The following is an 18,886-nucleotide window of genomic DNA, read 5'->3' on the forward strand; positions in this document are numbered from 1 at the left end:
GGTCGGGTCGGGTGGTGAACACCTTCTTCGAGCGTTGCACACCGCGCACCCCGGCGCAGCGCATCAACCGGCGCGTCTGTTCACGGCCGACCCGAACACCCCGGCGGCTCAGCTCTGCGTGCATCTTTTTGACTCCGTACACCGAGTAATTGTTCTCGTGCACGGTCTTCACCAGTGGCACCAGTTCGCCGTCGCGGATTGAACGTGCCGATGCAACACGGCTTTTCGCTGCACGATAGCCTCGCGAGGTAAGGAAGACCACACCCGCCGCCCGCAGAGCGCGACAGATGAACTCGACCCCGAAACGATCGCGGTACGCGTCGATGAACGCGATCATCTCGTCGTGGTCCGGTCGAGTTCCGAGGCGAAAAACGCGCTCGCCGATTTCAGTAGCTCGTTCGTTCGCTCGAGTTCGGCGACCCGCTTCTTCAGCCTGCGGATCTCGTTGTGCTCGTCGCTGCTGACCCCCCGCCGTTCACCGGCATCGACCTGGGCCTTGCGTCGCCACCTGCGCAGCGTCTCCTCACCGATCTGCTGCTTCGAGGCGACCCGGCGAATCGCCTCGAACTCCGAGAGCTCGGCGTCGGATTCCAACACCGTCTCCACCATGCGCACTGCTCGCTGCCGGAACTCCGGCGGGTACTGACGTGGCATAGCTCCATCCTCCTACAAAGAACGGAACAAAACCTGGGGTACTTCAGCAGATGTTGGCGTCGGGGCAGATGGGTCGGCATCGGGGGTTGCCGGTGACGGCGGTGGTGTCGATGTCGTGGAAGGATTTCGAGGCTGGTACTGGTCATGCGGTGACGGCGACGGGGTCGTTGGTGAAGATGCGTGATGCCATTCGAATGGCATCGCATGCGCATCACTATCTGGTGTTGTTCGATGAGCAGGAGCGGCCGTTGCAGTTGCGGCGGACCAAGCGGATTGCGTCGGAGGATCAGCGGATCGTGTTGATCGCGGCCGATCGTGGGTGCAGTTTTCCTGGTTGTACTCGTCCGGCGACGTGGTCGCAGGTCCATCACGTGACGGAGTGGGCGGCCGGTGGTAATACCGATATCGAGGATTTGACGTTCGGGTGCGATCAGCATCATCGGCTTGTCGGGTCCGGGGAGCATGGGTGGGCGACGACGAAGGCTGGTCCTGGGCATCGGTATGCGGGGCGTACGTTGTGGCATGCGCCGGCGTCGATCGATCCGAGCCGGAGGGGGCGGGTCAATCATTTTCATCACCCGAACGAGTACATCTATCCCTGCCCGGAGGTTCCGCTACCGGACATGCCTGCGCCGGATAGCCCTGCGTCGGGTGTGCCTATGTACGAGGCGGACACGCGCGCGGCCTGCCAGCCCGAGCCCCTCCAGCCCGAGCCCGAGCTTTTCGATGACATTCGCGACGATCAGGCCACCCGGTCCGATGCGGGAACACCCGGTGGGCAGCCGGCGACCGGGGTGTCGGGCGGTAGAGGATCTGCGGGCGGGCCGGATTCGGTTGGTGGGGAGGTCGATCCACCGGCCGCCTGATCGGCGGCGGCTGGGGTGGTGGGCTGCAGGACGGCCCGCCCCAGCTGAGTCCGGCCGACCACCACATCCTGCACCCAGCGGCACACAGAGCATGACGTGTGCCGCCTACAGTCGTGCTCTGAGAACGTCGGTGCGCTCGCCGACTGTGGCTGCGCATAACCAGGCGTCGAGAACAGCTGTCAGAAGTCCCGTTCCACGCGCAGGGTCCCGATAGTCGTTGCGAGACCGTCGTATTGCGCGACGAGGAACAGGAATTCGATCATCTGCCGCTCGTCGAACTCCTGCGACAGTGCCTTCCATGTCGGGTCGGACAAATCCTTGGTGTCGAGCAATTCGTCCGTCGCGGCAAGAATGACACGGTGCTTGGGGCTGAGACCCTCGGCCGTCGGCCCCTCGTGCACGAGAGCCAGCAGCTCTGCCGTCACGCCGAAGCGACGTCCGATACGGCTGTGATGATCCATCTCGTAACCGCAGTCGCGCAGATACGCGATCCGGTTGATCACCAATTCCGTTTCCTTGGGCGGAATTCGGCCACCCGGCATCATTCGACCACTGAAGATCAGCCAACCCCGGAACAGCCCTTTGGCGCGACCGACCGTACTGAACAGATGCGCATCGGGCGTCCCGGCGACTTTCGACAGGACGCGACACAACACCCAGTTGATCGGGCCGAGTTGCTTGAAAGAACCGGTCGGAATCCGAGGTGTGCTCATCGGCCCGACGCTACCTGCGACGCCTACCGCGCACCACGTTTCCTGTGAACAAGAGCGTGTGACTCCTCGATCAGATCCTCGACGAGACCGTCGGGCACATCGCCGTCGAGTTGGATGGTGACCCAGTGACGCTTGTTCATGTGGTAGCCCGGCACGATGTGCGTGTGTTCGCCGACGAGCACCTCCGCGTGCTCGGGCGCGCACTTCAGTGTCACTCTGTCGTTGCCGTCGTCACCGGCTCCGAGCACGGCGAAAATCTTCCCGCCGGTCTTGTAGACAGAGGTTTCGGGACCGAATGGGTGGGTGAGCTCGGCGTCCGGCAGCGCGGCGCAGTGCGCGTGCACGCGTCCGGACGTCGTCACGACTTGCGCCAGTGATCGAAGCGATTCTTGATGTCCGACGCGACGTCACCGATTCCGTTCCCGACGGCGTCGACGGCTCCGGTGAAACCACTGCCGAGGTCACGCAGGGTCCTGATCAGCGGGTCTTCGGACGTGTCGAAGCTCTGTTTGTAACTCTTGGCTGCAGAGCGGAACTCGTCGCCGACCTTCGCCTCGTGGTCCTGCGACTTGCGCGGGTACTCCCCACGAAGGACGGCCGCGTATTCGCCGCTGTCGACCCACTTCTTCAGCTCTGCTGCACGAAGAACCGAGAACGGGTGCGACAGCAGTTCGATATTGAGCAGCTTCAGCACGCCGTCGCGCAGGTCGCCGCTGGCCTCGTACTCGGCTGCCTGCGCGAGGAACGCGTCGATGTCGATTTCGCTGATCCGCGCGCCGCCCGCAAGTTTGAGTTGCACTCGCAACGCGGTGTGCACGTCCTGCCCGCACAGCAATCCGGCTCGGTCACCCGAAAGTTCCGATTTGCGTTGCCATTCCATGAGTCCGGCGATGATCGCGCGAAGTGCCCAGCCGCCCACCGGGATCCAGCCGATCGTTCCGGCCAGACGCATCAGGTGCATGAGAATCGTGCGGTACACAGCATGGCCGGACAGAGCGTGACCCAGTTCGTGTCCGACGACGAATCGCTGTTCCTCGTAGGTGAGGATGTCGAGCAGACCCGTCGTGACGACGATGAACGGCCGGTCCATACCGATCGTGAACGCGTTGACCGCAGGCGACTGCAGCACGAACATCTCGGGAGTCTCGGCGGCGCCGAGAATCTCGACGCAGTCGGCGCGCAGATCGTCGAGATCCTTGAACTGCCTGCTGTCGACGCGCACCGACGTCGCCAGATACATCAGTCGGTGCTGACGTTCCTGCAGTAGCCCGGACAGTGTGCGGAGAACCGTGTCGAATCCCTTGAGCGTGCGCAATGTGACCAGCGCTGCTCGGTCGGAAGGGTGTTCCCACGCCCGAGAACTGATGTCGGGGAACTCGATGCGCGTGCGATCCGGTGCTGCCGTCAAGCCATTCTCCCAGCGTCACGGGTGTCAACGAACATAATTCGTCGTTCAAAGTATCAGTAAAGACGTCGCACGGCAGGGATGAAGCGCTGCGGAGGTAATGCTTAGGCTAACCTCATCCCGAAACCGGTCGATGAACGAAGGATTGAACGTGGCAAGTTCGACAACGCACTTACGAGCATTCGCGATCGTCATCGCGACTGCAGCGATGACAACGGTGATGACGGCCTGTTCGTCGGCAGACGCGGGCGAGGCGCAGTCCGGCAGTGAGAGCAGCACTCGCGTCGTCGACCATGCTCGTGGCACCACCGAAGTGCCTGCGTCGCCGCTGCGTGTCGTGACGCTCGAACCGGTCGAGCTCGACACGGCCGTCGCACTCGGGGTGATCCCGGTGGGAACCGCGGTGCTCAGCGAAACGACGGGTGTGCCCGCGTACCTCGGTGCGGAGGCTGCGGACATCACGCCGATCGGTACCGTCGCCGAACCGCGGATCGAGTCGATCGCTGCGCTGCAGCCCGACCTGATCCTGGGAACCGAAACGCGGCACGGCGAGTACTACGAGCAGCTCTCGGCGATTGCACCGACGGTGTACATGGCGTCGCAGTCCGATCCGTGGCAGGACAACGTCCGTCTCGTCGGGCGCACGCTGGGACGCGAGGGCGAAGCCGAGGCCCTGCTCGACGACTATGCGGATCGGTGCGACGACATCGCAGCGAAGCACGACACGGCAGGCAAGACCGCGCAGCTCATCCGCCCGCGGAACGACCAGCTGACGCTCTACGGTCCGCTGTCGTTCGCAGGCAGCACACTCGAATGTGCGGGCTTCACGACGCCGCCGCGCCCGGAGTGGGCCGACGAGATCTCCGTCGACCTGTCGCCGGAGCTCGCCGCGCAGGCTCGGGCCGATCTGATCGTCGTCACCGCGACGAATCCGGCTGATCCAGCGGCGATTCCGGCGGCGGTCACGGAAAATGCTGCGGCACTGCCCAACCCGCACGCCGTCGATCAGTCCTTCTGGATCACCGGCGTCGGGCCGAAGGGTGGACAGGCAGTGCTCGACGACATCGACCGGATACTGGCCGAGCAGAACTGAACGGTCAAATCTGAACGGACAGTGCGAATCTCGCCATCGACAGCGCTTGGGTAGCGCGATCGATGACGACGTTCTGCGACAGGTCGATATGCGACGACAACAATGCCCGGGCCGCGTCGAACTTCCCTGCCAACACCGCTTCACCGATGGCGATGTGCTCGTCGATGGTGTCGACGACACTGTCGCGTGCGACATAGCCGAACATTCGGACCGGCCGGATCCGGGCGTTGACCGTCTCGAGAGCGTCGGCGAGTGCTCGGTTTCCCGCCGACCTCAGCAGTGCGACGTGAAACAGCTCGTCCTGGGTGACGAAGTCGACGTCCGGTTCGGGCGGCGTGGAGCGCAAGCGTTTCCACTGTTCGACGACCGGTCCGAGCATGTGCGGGTCGTGTTGGACCGACCCGGCGGCGACGCGCGTGATTCCCTGCAGCTCCAACGTCGTTCGCAATTCGTACAGGTCCGCGAGGTCACCGACGTGCGGACGATAGGGGTACAGCCCGTCGTCGCCGCGCATGACGAGGCCGTCGGCCAGAAGTCGTGCGAGCGCCTCACGCACGGGTGTACGTGAGACGCCGTAGAGCTCTGCGAGTCGTTCCTCCCCGAGTCGTTCGGTTGCCGGGATCGCGCCGGAGACGAGGTCGCGTCGCAGTGAGAGATACACCTTCTCGCGAAGGTCCCTGCGTGGCATGGGCAGTCGCGATCAGATCGCCATCGCCGCACGCACGTCGGCCTCGGAGTCGCTACCACCGGTGCCGGACGACGTGATGCGGCCGGCTTCGAGGATGTAGTACTGCTGCGCCGATTCGAGTGCGAACCCGATGTGCTGCTCCACCAGAAGAACTCCGAGACCGCCGCGACGAGTGAGCTCGAGGATGGTGCGTTCGATCTCGGCGACGACGGACGGCTGAATGCCCTCGGTCGGCTCGTCGAGAACGATCATCTTCGGCTCGGTGATGAGGGCGCGCGCGATCGCGAGCTGTTGTCGCTGCCCACCGGAGAGCAGGCCTGCGCGACGGGTAAGCAGATCCTTCAGTGCCGGGAACAGGTCGAGCGCCTCATCGATCAGGGCTTTGCCGCGCTTACGGCCATCGGCGACGACCTGCAGGTTCTCGGCTGTGGTGAGTTGCCCGAACGACTGCTGGCCCTGGGGGACGTACGCGAGCCCGCGGGCGACGCGAGCGCTCGGCCGCAGGGCCGTGACGTCGGCCCCGTCGAACATGATCTTGCCCGAGCCGACCTTCAGCAGACCGACCGCAGCGCGCAGAAGCGTCGTCTTGCCTGCGCCGTTGTGCCCCATGACGGCAGCGACACCGTCGGCGGGGACGGTCAGCGACGCGCCGTGGATGACTTCGCTGCGGCCGTAACCTGTTCGTACGTCGACGAGTTCAAGCATCTCCTGCCCCTTCTTCTGCGATCTGGTCGAGTTCCTCGCCCGCCGCGGCGGTGCCGAGATAGACCTCCTGGACTTTCGGATCCGCCTGGACCTCGGCGACGGTGCCCTCGGAGAGAACACGACCACCCGCGAGGACGGTGACGGAGGTGGCGAACGCGCGCATGAAATCCATGTCGTGTTCGACGACGACCACCGTGCGCTCACCGCCGATTCGCCGAAGCAGTTCGCCGGTCTCCTCGCGTTCCTCGTGACTCATGCCGGCGACGGGCTCGTCGAGCAGAAGTACATCGGCGTTCTGTACCAACAACATTCCGATCTCGAGCCACTGCTTCTGGCCGTGCGCGAGGATTCCGGCCGGCTTGTCGCGGTGCTTTTTCAAGCCGATCGTCTCCAGCGCTTGTTCGATCTCGGCGCTGACGGCCTTGCGCTTGCGCAGCATCGTCGACCATGAGCGCCCGGCACCGGCCGCGATGTCGAGGTTCTGCAGGACGGTGAGCTGCTCGAAGATGCTGGCGGTCTGGAACGTTCGTCCGACACCGAGGCGTGCGATCTGATGGACCTTCTTCCCGATCAGCTCGACGCCCGACTTCGTGACCGATCCCGTCGCCGGAACCAGCCCGGTGATGGCGTCGATCAGCGTGGTCTTGCCTGCACCGTTCGGGCCGATGAGAAACCGCAGATCACCCTGCATCAGCGTGAGATTCACGTCGGTGTTGGCCTTGAAGCCGTCGAAGCTGACCGTCAGGCCACGCACTTCGAGGTACTGGCTCGACATGCCGGCGTTGCCGCCGAACGTCGGCTGGTGACTGTCGGTGTGGATCATTTGACCAGCTCCTTCTCTTCGACGTCGACGACGGATGCTTCGTCGGCTTTCTTGCGACGCCTCAGTGCGAACAAGCCCGCGACGCCCGCCGGGAAGAATCCGACGACGACGATGAACAGCAGACCCTGCGCGTACGTCCACCCGGACGGGAACTGTTCGGACAGCGTGGTCTGTGCCCACGCGACACCGAGCGCGCCGAGGACGGGGCCGAGCAGCGTCGTGCGGCCACCGATCGCGACGCCGATGAGGAACGCGATCGACGGGACGATACCGACGTCGTTGGGGGAGACGATGCCGACGATCGGAACGAACAGTGCGCCTGCGAGACCCGCGAAGAATGCCGCGGTGACGTACGCGACGATCTTGATGTTGGCCGGGTCGTATCCGAGGAAGCGGACGCGCTCCTCCTGGTCACGGACTGCGACTAGCAATTCCCCGTAGCGCGAGTACATCAACTGGCGGGTGATCGCGACGACTGCGAGCAGCACACCCGCCGCGATAAAGAACAGCATCTGTTTGTTGGCCGGATCATTGAGATTGAATCCGAAGAAAGTGCGGAAACGGTTGAGTCCGTTCGAGCCTCCGGTGCTCTGTTGCCCGATGAGGAGGATGGCGAACGCGGCGGCGAGTGCCTGGCTCAGGATCGCGAAGTACGCGCCCTTGACGCGACGCTTGAACACACCGAGACCGAGGACGAGCGCGACCAGACCGGGAACGAAGAGGATTCCGAGGATGGTCACCAGTGGCGACTGGAACGGAACCCAGTACGACGGCAGTTCGCGGATGCCCGCGATGGACATGAAGTCCGGCACTGCGTCACCGCGAAGGTCGGCGTCGGCGATCTTCAGGTGCATCGCCATGATGTACGCGCCGAGGCCGAAGAAGACGCCCTGGCCGAGCGTCAGCATTCCGCCTCGGCCCCAGGCCAATCCGATACCGACGGCGATGATCGCGTAACAGATGAACTTGCCGAGCAGGTTCAGTCGGAAGTCGCTGAGGACAGCGGGAGCGACGGCGAACAGGAGAATGGCGGCGACGGCGAACCCCAGCCAGGCGCCACGTTTCTGGACGAAGGTACTCACACCAAACTCCTTGTCTTGACCGCGAACAGTCCCTGGGGGCGGACCTGGAGGAAGATCACGATGAGGACGAACAGGACGACCTTGGCGATCGAGGCCGTCGTGTTGTACTCGATGAACGAGTTGACGATGCCGAGGGTGAACGCGGCGATCACCGCGCCCTTGATCTGGCCGAGGCCACCGACGACGACCACGAGGAACGCGTCGATCAGATAGCTCTGTCCGACAGTCGAACTCGTCGATCCGATGAGAGTCAGTGCGACGCCCGCGATACCGGCGAGGCCGGAGCCGATGAAGAACGTCGAGATGTCCGTCGTACGGCTGGAGATGCCCGACGTCTCCGCGAGATCGCGATTCTGGACGACCGCGCGGATGCGTCGACCCATCGGGGTGGTCTTGAGTGCGAACGACAGAGCGACGACGCACACGACGGCGAGGACGAGAATGAAGATGCGGGTCTTCGGGACGACGGCCCCGAGGATGTCGACGCCGCCCGACAGCCAGCCGGGCGAGACGACGTTGACGGCAGGAGCACCGAAGATGTCCCGGGCGAGCTGCTGAAGTATCAGTCCGACGCCGAACGTGACGAGCAGCGTGTCCAACGGACGGTGATACATGCGTCGGATCAACGTGACCTCGAGCAGAACGCCCATGGCGCCGCCGACGAGGAATCCGACGATCAACGAGATGAACAGCGACGCACCGCCGGCGGAGATGACTTGCTGTACGACGTACGCGGTGTACGAACCGGCCATGATGAACTCACCATGTGCCATGTTGATGACGCCCATCTGGCCGAACGTCAGCGACAGTCCCAGTGCGGCGAGCAAGAGGATAGAACCGATCGACAGGCCGGTGAACAGCTGCCCGACAACGACATCCATGTGTGGCTCCTTCGGGGAGGCGGCGTTGCCGCACGTGCGCGCGAATGTATAGCCCGCTGTACATTCGCGCGCACGGGGGGCGCAGCCGCAGTATCAGTTGAGGTCGGCGGCCCAGTCGTAGGTCTCCAGGAACGGGTCGGGCTCGATCGGAGCCGGCGACTCCCAGACGGTGTAGATCAGGCCGTCGGGGCGGATCTCACCGATGCGCGCAGTCTTCGAGATGTGGTGGTTGTCGCCGTCGATCACGACCTCGCCTTCGGGTGCGGCGAAGCTGACGCCGTCGGCTGCGTCCTGAATGTCGTTCACCGCGAACGAGTTTGCCTTCTCGACGGTGTTCTTCCACAGGTAGACCGACGTGTACGCGGCTTCCATCGGATCGGACGTCGGCTTGTCGGCGCCGTACTTGGCCTTGTAATCGGCGACGAACGTCGTGTTCTCCGGGGTGTCGACGGTCTGGTAGTAGTTCCACGCCGTCAGCTGGCCCGCGATGTTCTGTGCGCCGATGCCCGCGACCTCTTCTTCGGCGATCGACACCGAAATGACCGGCATGTCAGCAGCATTCAGCCCGGCATTGGTGTACTCGCGGAAGAAGGCGACGTTCGAGTCGCCGTTCAACGTGTTGAACACGGCGTCGGCGTCGGCCGCGCGCACCTTGTTGACGATGGTCGAGAAGTCGGTCGAGCCGAGCGGGGTGTAGTCCTCGCCCTTGATCTCGATGCCGTTCGCCGCCGCGTACGCCTTGATCTCTCGGTTGGCGGTCTGCGGGAAGACGTAGTCGCTACCGACGAGGTAGAGCGAGGTCTTTCCCTGTTCTTTCAGGTAGTCGAGCGCGGGGATGATCTGCTGGTTCGTCGTCGCACCCGTGTAGAAGATGTTGTCCGACGCCTCCAGACCCTCGTACTGAACGGGGTAGTAGAGGAGTGCGTCGTTGTCTTCGAATACCGGCAGCATCGCCTTGCGCGACGACGACGTCCAGCCGCCGAAAACTGCTGCGACACAGTCGCTGCTGATCAGCTTCTCGGCCTTCTCGGCGAACACGGTGGGCTCGGACGCTCCGTCCTCCGACACGACCTGAATCTGCTTACCGAGCACGCCGCCGGACGCGTTGATCTGCTCGACGGCCAGTGCGATCGAATCACGCACCGTCACTTCGCTGATGGCCATCGTGCCGGACAGCGAGTTCAGCGACCCGACCTTGATCGTGTCACCGGAAGTGTCGACGCAGGACTGCGCAGAGGAGCCACCGTCGCTCGACGCCGTGTCACTCGCCCGGCTGCCGCACGCGGTGAGAGTCAAGCCGACCATCGCCAGCGCGGCCGGAACGACCAGCGCCCGGGTGGCGAACTTGCTGGAAGGAAGAGCAGGCATCGCGGACGCCCTTTCGCTTGTATACGGAGTTGTATTCGCGATTGGGAACAGTAAAGGCCGTGTATTGCGCAGGTATTTTCTACGGTCACGAGTTCGTTTCGTGGATTACGTGGCTGTAAACAACCGTTCCGGTGCCCGATCCGGCCCCGATTTACCCTCCTGTTGTGCGGTCTGCAGGCCCGTGGGCGCACAACAGGAGGGTAAATTTCCGCCGATGACAAGTGGGGTTGACATTCCATGACAAGTCCGCTTGACTTTTACGCATGACCACCGCATCGAGAACCAATTCGGTGCGCGACCACCGCAAGGCGGCACGGCTGACGCAGGCGGAGCTCGGAAAGGCCTGCGGTGTCAGCAGGCAGAGCATCGTCTCCGTCGAAGGCGGTGATTACGCGCCGAGTGTGTACCTGGCGCTGAAACTTGCACGGGCACTGGGAACAACCGTCGAGACCCTGTTCGATCTGGAGGAATCATGAGTGCGTTCACGAAAACCATGCGTTTCGTCGGCGATCTCGACGACGAATTCTACGACGACGAACGCCAGCGCGATGTGTGGAACGAGGCGTCGGCGATCGGATTTCAGCTTTTCGTGTGGACATCCTTGATCGTCGTATGCCTGCTCCCGTTGCTGTTCGGCGTCGCCGGTAGTTGGATTGCGTTGGGGCTGTTGGCGGTATATCTGACGATCGCGTCGACGGTCCTCGCGTACGCGAAAGCCCGCGGGATCGACATGTACGCGTCGCAGAGCCTGATGCGTGTGCGCGTTCTGCTGCCGTGCGGAATCTACTTGATCGCAGCCTTTTCCGCGATGATCGTGCTCGCGTCGGAGTATCTCGACGGAGTCGGTTCGGCACCGTTCGTCGGAATGGCGTTGGGCGCCTTGGTCGGTGGACTAGGTGGCGTCTATGCCGTGATGCGACGCCGACGGCTCGTGCGAGAGCAGGAAGCCCGCGACGACGAAGCCGAGCTGAACGAACTCGTGAAGGAGCAGTCGTGAACGCCTTCGTCAGAACCATGCGTTTCGTCGGTGATCTCGACGACGAATTCTACGACGACGAACGCCAGCGTGATGTGTGGAACGAGGCCTCCGCCATAGGTTTTCAATTGTTCCAGTGGGCTTCGCTGATCGGCGCTGCCGTCCTGCCGTGGGTTTCGGGGAGTACGGGCGCCCGGGTGTCACTGGGAATTCTGGTGACGCTCACGGTGATCAACCTGCTCACCATCGCCTATTCGGCAGCCCGACGCGTCAATCTCTACACCGCGGCGAAGGTCAACCGTGTGCGCGGGCTCGTGGTGGCGGCGCTACTTGCGTTCGGTTACGTCTCGGCGCTCGTGAAACTGCAACCGGAGACGTTCTCCGACGCCAGTTCCTGGGCAGGCGGGGTCGTCGGGGCCGTCGCCGGGGGAGGACTCGTCGGAATCGTGATCTGGCGGATGAAGCGTCGAAACGCGAAGTTCGAGAACGAGGAAGTCTGAGAGCCCACCTGTACCGTCGTCGACATGACTGCGCAGCAGATCGCCGACGACGTATGGGCCTTCCTGTGGGAACCGGGGAGCTGGGGGCAGGCGAACACGGGATTGGTCGTGGACCCCGGGACCGCGGCGATGGTGGTCGACACGGTATGGGACACGCGTGAGGCTCGACGGATCGCCGACGACACGGCCTCGCTCACCGGCGCTACGCCGATCACCGAGGTCGTCAACACCCATTCCGACGGTGATCACTGGTGGGGCAACGACACCGTCCCCGCGGACGCGCGGATCACGACGAGCGCGGCGTCACTGCATGCGATGAAGGAGGAGACCCCTCCCTCGGCGGTGCATGCGTTCGCATCGCTGGGTGCTCTCACAAGTTGGATACCCGGTCCCGCAGGACACATGGGCAGCTACATGAACCGCGTGCGCGGCGGTGCACAGTTTCCCCGCAAGACGCCGCGCATGCCCGACCACACCTTCGAGGTCACCGAGCGTATCGACGTCGGCGGCCGCGAGGTGCAACTCCGCTACCTCGGACCCGCGCATACCGCGGGAGACCTGATCGCACACGTCCCCGACGCGGGTGTCGTATTCGCCGGTGACTTGCTCTTCGTCGGGTCGACGCCGATCCTGTGGCACGGGCCGCTCGAGAACTGGACGGCCGCGCTGGAACATCTGTTGTCGCTCGACGCTGCGGTGTACGTTCCCGGGCACGGACCTCTGTGCGGCGCTGCGGAAATTCAGGCCGTGCACGACTACTGGACGTGGGTGAGCGAGGCGGGTCGTGAACATTTCGACGCGGGCCTCGGTGCGACGCAGGCCGCTCGAAACATGCTGCGATCGAGCGAATTCAAGCGATTCAGCTCGTGGGACTCGCCCGAACGTCTCGTGCTGAGCATGTCGACGTTGTTCCGGCTGTGGCAGGGGGAGCCGGCGGCGCCCCCGACCATCACGCGACGAGCGAAAGCATTCGCCGACGCGGGAGCGCTTCTGCGGTCGGCGCGGTGATCACTGCCCGGTCGTAGCAGGCTTCCTGGACCGCGCGCTGCGGCGGACCGCGAGGAAACCGACGAGGCCCACCACGATCAGCGCGATGCCGAGGTAGGTGGGACCGGCTTCGGTGATCAACAGTGCCACGCCGACGATGCCGACGTATGCGGGGATCCAGTCGAACAAGGCGAGCAGGGGAGGTCCTGGTTCCGACGGCTGTGCGGCGTCGGGGTACCACTCGGTGAAGGCGACGGCGAAGAGCAGCGCCCCGATCTGCAGGATCCACCCGGTCCAGAAGTTGTCCGACGTGTGCAGCACGATCACCCCGTAGAGGCCGGCCAGTGCGGAGAACGCGAAAGCCAGCGCCCATGCGAGTGTGATCCGATAGTTGATCTTGCGGAAGAGCGGAGTGTCCCAGACTTCCTCCGGTGCTTGCTCTTTCGCGTACTCGATCGTGAACGGATTGCGCAGCAGAATCGAGCCGAACGCGAAAACGACGAGCGCGATGTTGGTCATCTCGCCGGACCACAGTTCCATCCAGGAGATCACTCGGTCGCTCGCGAACAGTCCGATGACGGCGATGACCGCGAAGTAGGCGACGTCGAACCATTCCATCGTCTTGACCCGGCCGCCGCGTCGATCCGGGTCGTTCCGCAGGCTCCACTCCCGCCTATGCCCGAGGACGAGTAAGAGCACCGACATCCCGAGCGCGATGCTCGCGGCTTCCTCGAACCTCCCGGGCCCGACGATGAGCGACATCGCGATCCACGGGGCGAGTCCGGACAGCGGAGACTCGAGAAACGCGTCGATCGGGCTGCGTCGCGCTGCGGGGGTGGCGTCCATCATCCGATCGTCCACCGTCCGGTCGTTTCCGAGAAGGTGAGACGGCGGGTGATTTATCGAACGAGATACGGCGAGACGGAGCTGCGGTGCTCGTCGATGTCGAGTTCTTTCCCCAGCGGTGGAAAGGCTCGTTGCGGGCAGTTGGCTCGTTCGCATACCCGGCAACCGGCACCGATCGGCGTTGCGACGGCCGAGCCGTGGATGTCGAGGCCGTCGGCGTAGACGAGTCGGCTCGCATGTCGAAGCTCGCACCCGAGTCCGATCGCGAACGTCTTGCTCGGTTGTCCGTACCGAGCAGCGCGACGCTCGACGGTCCGCGCGATCCACAGATAGCTGCGGCCGTCGGGCATCTCGGCGATCTGCGTCATGATCTTTCCGGGGTACGCGAACGTCTCGTACACGTTCCACAGCGGGCACGTGCCGCCGCTCGACGAGAAGTGAAAACCCGTCGCCGATTGACGCTTCGACATGTTACCCGCGCGATCGACACGGACGAAGGAGAACGGGACTCCACGAACCTTGGGCCGCTGCAGCGTCGAAAGTCTGTGGCAGACGGTCTCGTAGCTGACCGAGAAGAAGGCCGACAGACGCTCGATGTCGTACCGAAACTCCTCGGCGACGTCGTGAAACTGGTGATAGGGCAGCACGGTCGCGGCGGCGAAGTAATTGGCGAATCCGAGAATCGCGAGCTTCCTCGACGCCTCGCTGGTGAAGTTGCCCTCCTCGACCATCCGATCGAGCAGGTCGCCGCACTCGAGATAGGCCAGTTCGGCGGCGAACTTGAACACTCTCTGACCGCCGGACAGGTGAGGGGAGATCTCCAGCAGCCTGCTCTCGGGGTCGAACCGGTGCAGAACGTTCTCGCCGAGGTCGATGCGGTTGACGATCTGCACCTCGTGCACGTTCTGCAGACGTTTCGCGATCTCGTTCCCGACGTCGGCGCGGTGAAAACGAATGCGCGACGTCAATTCCTCGGCGGCAGTGTCCAATTCGTGGAGGTAGTTCTGCCGCTCGTAGAAGTAGTCACGCACTTCCTCGTGCGGCTTGCTGATCGAGCCGCTCCCGCTGCCGTCGGAGAAGCGCTCTTCGGTCGCGGCGGCCAGCTGAGCCGTCGTATTGCGGTAGCGCCGGTGCATGGTCACCATCGCCCTCGCCAGTTGAGGGTGCGACGAGACCATCTGCGCGATCTCGTGCGAATCGGCGGCGATGCCCATGTTCTGGTCGAGAGCCACCTCGCGAAGTTCGGCCACGAGTCTGGTGTCGTCCTCGGACGAGAAGAACGACGTGTCCACCCCGAACACCTCGGAGATCCGGAGCAGGACGGGGACCGTCAAGGGCCTGACGTCGTGTTCGATCTGGTTGAGGTAGCTCGCCGAGATCTCGAGATGTCCGGCCAGCGCGACCTGGCTCATCTTGCGCTCCGTGCGCAGCTGTCGCAGCCGTGCACCCACGAACGTCTTGGGCATTGACCCAGGTTACGCCTGCGAAGACCCGGCTTAACAACGTTCGCGGACGTCTGGTGGGTCACGATCCGGAGTCCAACGCAGTGGACCGCTTCGGAGGGGCGTATACCGGATACATGCTCGTTTGCATGGCTAAAGAAGTTTGGGTGTCTAAGTAAGGAAGGCGAATCACATGTCCGAGAATCTTCGTGAGGTATCGCGCGACGCAGTGGTTCTGGCGGTAGGCGTCGTACTCGTGGTGTCGACCATCTGGCTTCCCGTCGAGGGCGACGCCGGAGTGTCCGGAGCCATCCTCGTACTGGGCATGGTGTCGGCCGGCACGGCATTGTGGGCGATGTCGAGTGCATCGAGATCGAGTCACTGGGCCCACCTCGCACTCGGGGCGATGCTGGCACTGTCTCCGGTCGTGCTCACGTTCCCGTCCGGACTGATGGTGACGGACATGTTCGCGGTCGTCGGCGGCCTTCTGATCGCGGCAATGGGAGTGCTCGGAGTCCTCGACAATGCCCGCGGGACGTCCGTCTCGCGCATCCCCAGCACCGTGGTTGCATCGTCGGGTACCGCTCGCGCCCGTGTTCGAGTGAGTCGCTGACGTCGTTCGACCGCCCCCGCACGCCGCCTTGCTCGGACCCGAGCGAGGCGGCGTTGTCGTATGTGACGCGGGGTCGTGTCCGGTTCGAGAGGTACGGTGGATGTGATTCCGGTCACAGTTGCTAACTGCTGGTTCGATTCAGAAGAATTTGCTTAAACCGTACGATTGTCCTGTTGGATCCGACGCACCTTTTCGTAAATTGCGTTCATGAACTGCGCTTTCTTCCTACTGGCCAGTAGGGAAGCCCTCCGAACGGGTGGGCGCGACTTCGGTTAATTCTTCGCAACGTTAGCAAGGTGTTGTGAAAAGCTAGCCAAGATTGGCACTCGTAACAGGTGGACGTGCGCTTTTGGGGTGTGCCATTGTTTTGAAGAACACCCGCAGGGCCTTGCAACGGTGTGAAGAAACATACGCACGAGCGGCCCGATCAGATCAGAAAAGACTGGAGCTGACGATGTCGACCACCGGCACCCCGAGAACCACCGAAGAGATCCAGAAGGATTGGGACACCAACCCTCGCTGGAAGGGCGTGACGCGCAACTACACCGCCGAGCAGGTTTCCAAGCTGCAGGGCTCCGTCGTCGAGGAAGCGACCCTTGCTCGTCGCGGCTCCGAAATCCTGTGGGATCTCGTGAACAACGAGGACTACATCAACTCGCTGGGCGCACTGACCGGCAACCAGGCCGTTCAGCAGGTCCGCGCAGGCCTCAAGGCCATCTACCTCTCCGGTTGGCAGGTCGCAGGCGACGCCAACCTCTCCGGCCACACGTACCCGGACCAGAGCCTCTACCCGGCCAACTCGGTCCCGCAGGTCGTGCGCCGCATCAACAACGCGCTGCTGCGCGCCGACGAGATCGCCCGTGTCGAAGGTGACACCTCCGTCGACAACTGGCTCGCACCGATCGTCGCCGACGGCGAAGCCGGTTTCGGTGGCGCCCTCAACGTCTACGAGCTGCAGAAGGCCATGATCGCGTCCGGTGTCGCCGGCTCGCACTGGGAGGACCAGCTCGCGTCGGAGAAGAAGTGCGGCCACCTCGGTGGCAAGGTGCTCATCCCGACCCAGCAGCACATCCGCACGCTGACCTCCGCCCGTCTGGCTGCCGACGTCGCCGACGTGCCGACCGTCGTCATCGCCCGCACCGACGCCGAGGCCGCAACCCTCATCACCTCCGACGTCGACGAGCGCGACCAGGAATTCCTCGACGGCACCCGCACGGCCGAGGGCTTCTTCGGCGTCAAGAACGGCATCGAGCCCTGCATCGCTCGCGCGAAGGCATACGCTCCGTACTCCGACCTCATCTGGATGGAGACCGGCGTCCCGGATCTCGAGGTCGCGAAGAAGTTCGCCGAGTCGGTTCGCTCCGAGTTCCCGGACCAGCTCCTCGCGTACAACTGCTCGCCGTCGTTCAACTGGAAGGCTCACCTGGACGACGCGACCATCGCGAAGTTCCAGAAGGAGCTCGGCGCAATGGGATTCAAGTTCCAGTTCATCACCCTCGCCGGCTTCCACTCGCTCAACTACGGCATGTTCGACCTGGCCCACGGCTACGCACGCGAGGGCATGACCGCCTTCGTCGACCTGCAGGAGCGCGAGTTCAAGGCTGCCGCAGAGCGTGGCTTCACCGCCATCAAGCACCAGCGTGAGGTCGGCGCGGGCTACTTCGACTCGATTGCCACCACGGTCGACCCGAACACCTCGACGGCTGCACTGAAGGGCTCCACCGAAGAGGGCCAGTTCCACTGATCCAGTCCGCCTCCCCGGATCTTCAGCGCACCAGTCAGGCGGTCCCAGCGTTTCGCTGCGGGCCGCCTGACTCGTACGGATCTGTTCTGGGCGTTCCCCAGCAGAGTTACCCCCTTCTCGCCTGTAGCTGTTGCCCAGCGACGAGATACGAAGGATAGAGCTGTGACTGTTGAGCGAGTAGGCGTCGTAGGTGCCGGGCAGATGGGGGCAGGAATTGCCGAAGTCTGCGCACGTGCCCACGCCGACGTGCTGGTCTACGAGCCCACACGCGAGCTGACGACCGCAGGACGCACACGCGTCCTGCGGTCGTTGGACCGTGGTGTCAGTAGCGGCAAGATCACCGAGCGTGAACGGCAGCAATGCGCGTTCCGGCTGCGGTTCACGTCCGAACTCGGTGATTTCGCCGATCGCCAGCTCGTCGTGGAAGCGGTGGTCGAGGACGAGAAGATCAAAGCCGATATCTTCGCCGAGCTCGACTCGGTGGTTTCGGACCCGAACGCAGTGCTCGCGTCCAACACCTCGTCGATCCCAATCATGAAACTGGGCATCGCGACGAAAGCACCCGATCGTGTCGTCGGGATGCATTTCTTCAACCCGGTGCCGGTGCTCCCGCTCGTGGAGCTCGTCACCACTCTGAAGACGAGCGACTCCGTGGCCGAGCGAGCCGAAGGATTCGCCGCCGACATGCTCGGCAAGCAGGTCGTCCGATCCGCCGACAGGTCCGGGTTCGTCGTCAACGCACTGTTGGTGCCCTACCTGCTCTCGGCCATTCGGATGGTCGAATCCGGTTTCGCCACCAAAGAAGACATCGACAAAGCGACCGTACTGGGGCTCGCGCACCCGATGGGGCCGTTGACTCTGGCCGATCTCGTCGGTCTCGACACCATCAAGTCCATCGCCGACTCGATGTACACGGAATTCAAGGAACCGCTCTACTCCGCCCCGCCGCTTCTGCTGCGGATGGTCGAAGCCGGGTTGATGGGCAAGAAGACCGGCGCGGGCTTCTACCAGTACGAGAACGGGCGCGTGGCGCGCTGAGTCGCACCGCGTCGCCTACTGGTAACTGGAACCCTCGCTGCGTAAGTTCGAATCGTCGTGAATCGTTTCCAACGGCGCGATATGCGCCGACGTGCAGACAGGGGGCATCGAGGATGAGCAAGTCGACCGAGTCGGGTGGATTCCTGCCGAAGGTCTTGGGAATCGGGCTGGCTGCCACGGGTGCCGCGCACTTCGTGGTTCCGGAGGCGTTCGAAGGCATCACCAAGCTGCCGTTCCCGAAGGACACGCGCAGCTGGATCAGCCGCAACGGTGCCACCGAACTTGCCGTGGGTACCGCCATCGCGCTCCCGCAGACGCGCAAGCTGGGTCTCGTCGGGCTCGGCGCGTACGTCGGGTGGCTGGGCTACAACGTGGCTCGAAACAGCTAGATCGAGGGCCGAAGCTGTTGCGATCGACTCGTTCGGCCGGGGAATAGCCTGGTCGAGCGGGTTGGATCGTTTG

At 63.7% G+C, this 18,886-nt stretch carries 23 protein-coding genes and 1 other annotated feature; of the genes, 10 read left to right on the forward strand and 13 right to left on the reverse strand.

Annotated features, from left to right (window positions below; translation table 11 throughout):
• Together HQ354_RS18680 and HQ354_RS18685 are read right to left on the reverse strand one after the other, a co-directional pair.
• On the reverse strand, positions 1-337 hold a 337-nt coding region (locus tag HQ354_RS18680), incomplete at its 3' end, for an IS3 family transposase (RefSeq protein ID WP_222636273.1).
• Positions 266-376, reverse strand: a sequence feature (AL1L pseudoknot). It overlaps the preceding gene by 72 nt.
• On the reverse strand, positions 334-654 hold the full coding sequence (locus HQ354_RS18685) for a transposase (protein ID WP_075838711.1): 321 nt from the start codon (positions 652-654) through the stop codon (positions 334-336). (Overlaps the previous feature by 43 nt.) The genes HQ354_RS18685 and HQ354_RS18680, both read right to left, overlap by 4 nt.
• A gap of 50 nt (positions 655-704) precedes the next feature.
• Between HQ354_RS18685 and HQ354_RS18690 the strand changes: the two genes are divergently transcribed.
• Complete coding sequence (locus HQ354_RS18690) at positions 705-1,520, forward strand: HNH endonuclease signature motif containing protein (RefSeq protein ID WP_222651533.1); 816 nt, start codon at positions 705-707, stop codon at positions 1,518-1,520.
• A gap of 179 nt (positions 1,521-1,699) precedes the next feature.
• Here the strand turns inward: HQ354_RS18690 and HQ354_RS18695 are convergent, their stop codons facing one another.
• Genes HQ354_RS18695 through HQ354_RS18705 form a run of 3 tightly spaced genes read right to left on the reverse strand, consistent with a single transcriptional unit; the run spans position 1,700 to position 3,641 of the window.
• Entirely contained in the window at positions 1,700-2,233 is a 534-nt protein-coding gene (locus HQ354_RS18695; RefSeq protein ID WP_114328065.1) for a carboxymuconolactone decarboxylase family protein, read from the reverse strand.
• A gap of 23 nt (positions 2,234-2,256) precedes the next feature.
• The gene (locus tag HQ354_RS18700; RefSeq protein ID WP_222635349.1) at positions 2,257-2,595 is read right to left on the reverse strand and encodes an MmcQ/YjbR family DNA-binding protein; all 339 of its coding nucleotides are present in this window, start codon (positions 2,593-2,595) and stop codon (positions 2,257-2,259) included.
• Positions 2,592-3,641 carry a M48 family metallopeptidase gene (locus tag HQ354_RS18705; protein ID WP_068429516.1) on the reverse strand — a complete coding sequence of 350 codons (1,050 nt, stop codon included), beginning with the start codon at positions 3,639-3,641 and terminating at the stop codon, positions 2,592-2,594. The genes HQ354_RS18700 and HQ354_RS18705 overlap by 4 nt, the downstream gene beginning before the upstream one ends.
• A gap of 205 nt (positions 3,642-3,846) precedes the next feature.
• Here HQ354_RS18705 and HQ354_RS18710 point away from each other — a divergent pair, with 205 nt between their 5' ends.
• Positions 3,847-4,731 (forward strand): ABC transporter substrate-binding protein, encoded by an 885-nt coding sequence (locus tag HQ354_RS18710; protein WP_068429527.1) that lies wholly within the window; start codon positions 3,847-3,849, stop codon positions 4,729-4,731.
• A gap of 4 nt (positions 4,732-4,735) precedes the next feature.
• Here HQ354_RS18710 and HQ354_RS18715 read toward each other — a convergent pair whose 3' ends face one another.
• From HQ354_RS18715 to urtA, 6 genes are all read right to left on the reverse strand, one after another.
• Complete coding sequence (locus HQ354_RS18715) at positions 4,736-5,419, reverse strand: GntR family transcriptional regulator (RefSeq protein ID WP_222635350.1); 684 nt, start codon at positions 5,417-5,419, stop codon at positions 4,736-4,738.
• Between the two features lie 12 nt (positions 5,420-5,431).
• Entirely contained in the window at positions 5,432-6,124 is a 693-nt protein-coding gene (gene urtE, locus HQ354_RS18720; protein WP_068429511.1) for an urea ABC transporter ATP-binding subunit UrtE, read from the reverse strand.
• Positions 6,117-6,947, reverse strand: coding sequence for an urea ABC transporter ATP-binding protein UrtD (gene urtD, locus HQ354_RS18725; RefSeq protein WP_068429508.1), 831 nt, complete (start codon positions 6,945-6,947; stop codon positions 6,117-6,119). The genes urtE and urtD overlap by 8 nt, the downstream gene beginning before the upstream one ends.
• Entirely contained in the window at positions 6,944-8,029 is a 1,086-nt protein-coding gene (gene urtC, locus HQ354_RS18730; RefSeq protein ID WP_068429507.1) for an urea ABC transporter permease subunit UrtC, read from the reverse strand. Before urtC ends, urtD begins: the two co-directional genes overlap by 4 nt.
• Positions 8,026-8,910 (reverse strand): urea ABC transporter permease subunit UrtB, encoded by an 885-nt coding sequence (urtB, locus tag HQ354_RS18735; RefSeq protein ID WP_068429505.1) that lies wholly within the window; start codon positions 8,908-8,910, stop codon positions 8,026-8,028. The genes urtC and urtB overlap by 4 nt, the downstream gene beginning before the upstream one ends.
• Positions 8,911-9,003: 93 nt before the next feature.
• Positions 9,004-10,278 (reverse strand): urea ABC transporter substrate-binding protein, encoded by a 1,275-nt coding sequence (gene urtA, locus HQ354_RS18740; protein WP_167676559.1) that lies wholly within the window; start codon positions 10,276-10,278, stop codon positions 9,004-9,006.
• Between the two features lie 263 nt (positions 10,279-10,541).
• On the opposite strand from urtA, the gene HQ354_RS18745 reads away from it, so the two are divergent.
• Genes HQ354_RS18745 through HQ354_RS18760 form a run of 4 tightly spaced genes read left to right on the forward strand, consistent with a single transcriptional unit; the run spans position 10,542 to position 12,762 of the window.
• Positions 10,542-10,754, forward strand: a complete 213-nt coding sequence (locus HQ354_RS18745) for a helix-turn-helix transcriptional regulator (protein ID WP_068429501.1) — start codon at positions 10,542-10,544, stop codon at positions 10,752-10,754.
• Positions 10,751-11,275, forward strand: coding sequence for a hypothetical protein (locus tag HQ354_RS18750; protein WP_068429499.1), 525 nt, complete (start codon positions 10,751-10,753; stop codon positions 11,273-11,275). Before HQ354_RS18745 ends, HQ354_RS18750 begins: the two co-directional genes overlap by 4 nt.
• Positions 11,272-11,754, forward strand: coding sequence for a DUF2029 domain-containing protein (locus HQ354_RS18755; protein WP_068429496.1), 483 nt, complete (start codon positions 11,272-11,274; stop codon positions 11,752-11,754). The genes HQ354_RS18750 and HQ354_RS18755 overlap by 4 nt, the downstream gene beginning before the upstream one ends.
• A 24-nt stretch (positions 11,755-11,778) precedes the next feature.
• Positions 11,779-12,762 (forward strand): MBL fold metallo-hydrolase, encoded by a 984-nt coding sequence (locus HQ354_RS18760; RefSeq protein WP_068429494.1) that lies wholly within the window; start codon positions 11,779-11,781, stop codon positions 12,760-12,762.
• Here HQ354_RS18760 and HQ354_RS18765 read toward each other — a convergent pair whose 3' ends face one another.
• Together HQ354_RS18765 and ramB are read right to left on the reverse strand one after the other, a co-directional pair.
• Entirely contained in the window at positions 12,763-13,587 is an 825-nt protein-coding gene (locus HQ354_RS18765) for a hypothetical protein (protein WP_240931063.1), read from the reverse strand.
• Between the two features lie 53 nt (positions 13,588-13,640).
• On the reverse strand, positions 13,641-15,053 hold the full coding sequence (ramB, locus tag HQ354_RS18770; RefSeq protein WP_068429492.1) for an acetate metabolism transcriptional regulator RamB: 1,413 nt from the start codon (positions 15,051-15,053) through the stop codon (positions 13,641-13,643).
• 169 nt (positions 15,054-15,222) lie between these two features.
• On the opposite strand from ramB, the gene HQ354_RS18775 reads away from it, so the two are divergent.
• The 4 genes from HQ354_RS18775 (at position 15,223) to HQ354_RS18790 (ending at position 18,813) form a co-directional block, all read left to right on the forward strand.
• The gene (locus tag HQ354_RS18775; protein WP_068429490.1) at positions 15,223-15,642 is read left to right on the forward strand and encodes a hypothetical protein; all 420 of its coding nucleotides are present in this window, start codon (positions 15,223-15,225) and stop codon (positions 15,640-15,642) included.
• Between the two features lie 454 nt (positions 15,643-16,096).
• A complete protein-coding gene (aceA, locus tag HQ354_RS18780; RefSeq protein ID WP_068429487.1) occupies positions 16,097-17,386 on the forward strand; it encodes an isocitrate lyase in 1,290 nt (429 codons plus the stop codon).
• A gap of 162 nt (positions 17,387-17,548) precedes the next feature.
• Positions 17,549-18,424, forward strand: coding sequence for a 3-hydroxybutyryl-CoA dehydrogenase (locus HQ354_RS18785; protein WP_084423900.1), 876 nt, complete (start codon positions 17,549-17,551; stop codon positions 18,422-18,424).
• Positions 18,425-18,537: 113 nt separating this feature from the next.
• Positions 18,538-18,813, forward strand: a complete 276-nt coding sequence (locus tag HQ354_RS18790; protein WP_068429481.1) for a hypothetical protein — start codon at positions 18,538-18,540, stop codon at positions 18,811-18,813.
• Positions 18,814-18,886 lie beyond the last annotated feature (73 nt).

This window comes from Rhodococcus sp. BP-261, from assembly GCF_019835205.1.
In the GTDB taxonomy this organism is placed as follows: Bacteria; Actinomycetota; Actinomycetes; order Mycobacteriales; family Mycobacteriaceae; genus Rhodococcoides; species Rhodococcoides kyotonensis_B.

Coding starts and splice junctions, on each gene's coding strand:
- HQ354_RS18710 (WP_068429527.1), top strand. CDS start 3,847: ATGACAACGGTGATGACGGCCTGTTCGTCGGCAGACGCGGGCGAGGCG.
- urtE (WP_068429511.1), bottom strand. CDS start 6,124: ATGCTTGAACTCGTCGACGTACGAACAGGTTACGGCCGCAGCGAAGTC.
- aceA (WP_068429487.1), top strand. CDS start 16,097: ATGTCGACCACCGGCACCCCGAGAACCACCGAAGAGATCCAGAAGGAT.
- urtA (WP_167676559.1), bottom strand. CDS start 10,278: ATGCCTGCTCTTCCTTCCAGCAAGTTCGCCACCCGGGCGCTGGTCGTT.
- HQ354_RS18765 (WP_240931063.1), bottom strand. CDS start 13,587: ATGGACGCCACCCCCGCAGCGCGACGCAGCCCGATCGACGCGTTTCTC.
- HQ354_RS18685 (WP_075838711.1), bottom strand. CDS start 654: ATGCCACGTCAGTACCCGCCGGAGTTCCGGCAGCGAGCAGTGCGCATG.
- HQ354_RS18760 (WP_068429494.1), top strand. CDS start 11,779: ATGACTGCGCAGCAGATCGCCGACGACGTATGGGCCTTCCTGTGGGAA.
- ramB (WP_068429492.1), bottom strand. CDS start 15,053: ATGCCCAAGACGTTCGTGGGTGCACGGCTGCGACAGCTGCGCACGGAG.
- urtD (WP_068429508.1), bottom strand. CDS start 6,947: ATGATCCACACCGACAGTCACCAGCCGACGTTCGGCGGCAACGCCGGC.
- HQ354_RS18695 (WP_114328065.1), bottom strand. CDS start 2,233: ATGAGCACACCTCGGATTCCGACCGGTTCTTTCAAGCAACTCGGCCCG.
- HQ354_RS18790 (WP_068429481.1), top strand. CDS start 18,538: ATGAGCAAGTCGACCGAGTCGGGTGGATTCCTGCCGAAGGTCTTGGGA.
- HQ354_RS18750 (WP_068429499.1), top strand. CDS start 10,751: ATGAGTGCGTTCACGAAAACCATGCGTTTCGTCGGCGATCTCGACGAC.
- urtB (WP_068429505.1), bottom strand. CDS start 8,910: ATGGATGTCGTTGTCGGGCAGCTGTTCACCGGCCTGTCGATCGGTTCT.
- HQ354_RS18745 (WP_068429501.1), top strand. CDS start 10,542: ATGACCACCGCATCGAGAACCAATTCGGTGCGCGACCACCGCAAGGCG.
- HQ354_RS18715 (WP_222635350.1), bottom strand. CDS start 5,419: ATGCCACGCAGGGACCTTCGCGAGAAGGTGTATCTCTCACTGCGACGC.
- HQ354_RS18690 (WP_222651533.1), top strand. CDS start 705: ATGTTGGCGTCGGGGCAGATGGGTCGGCATCGGGGGTTGCCGGTGACG.
- HQ354_RS18775 (WP_068429490.1), top strand. CDS start 15,223: ATGTCCGAGAATCTTCGTGAGGTATCGCGCGACGCAGTGGTTCTGGCG.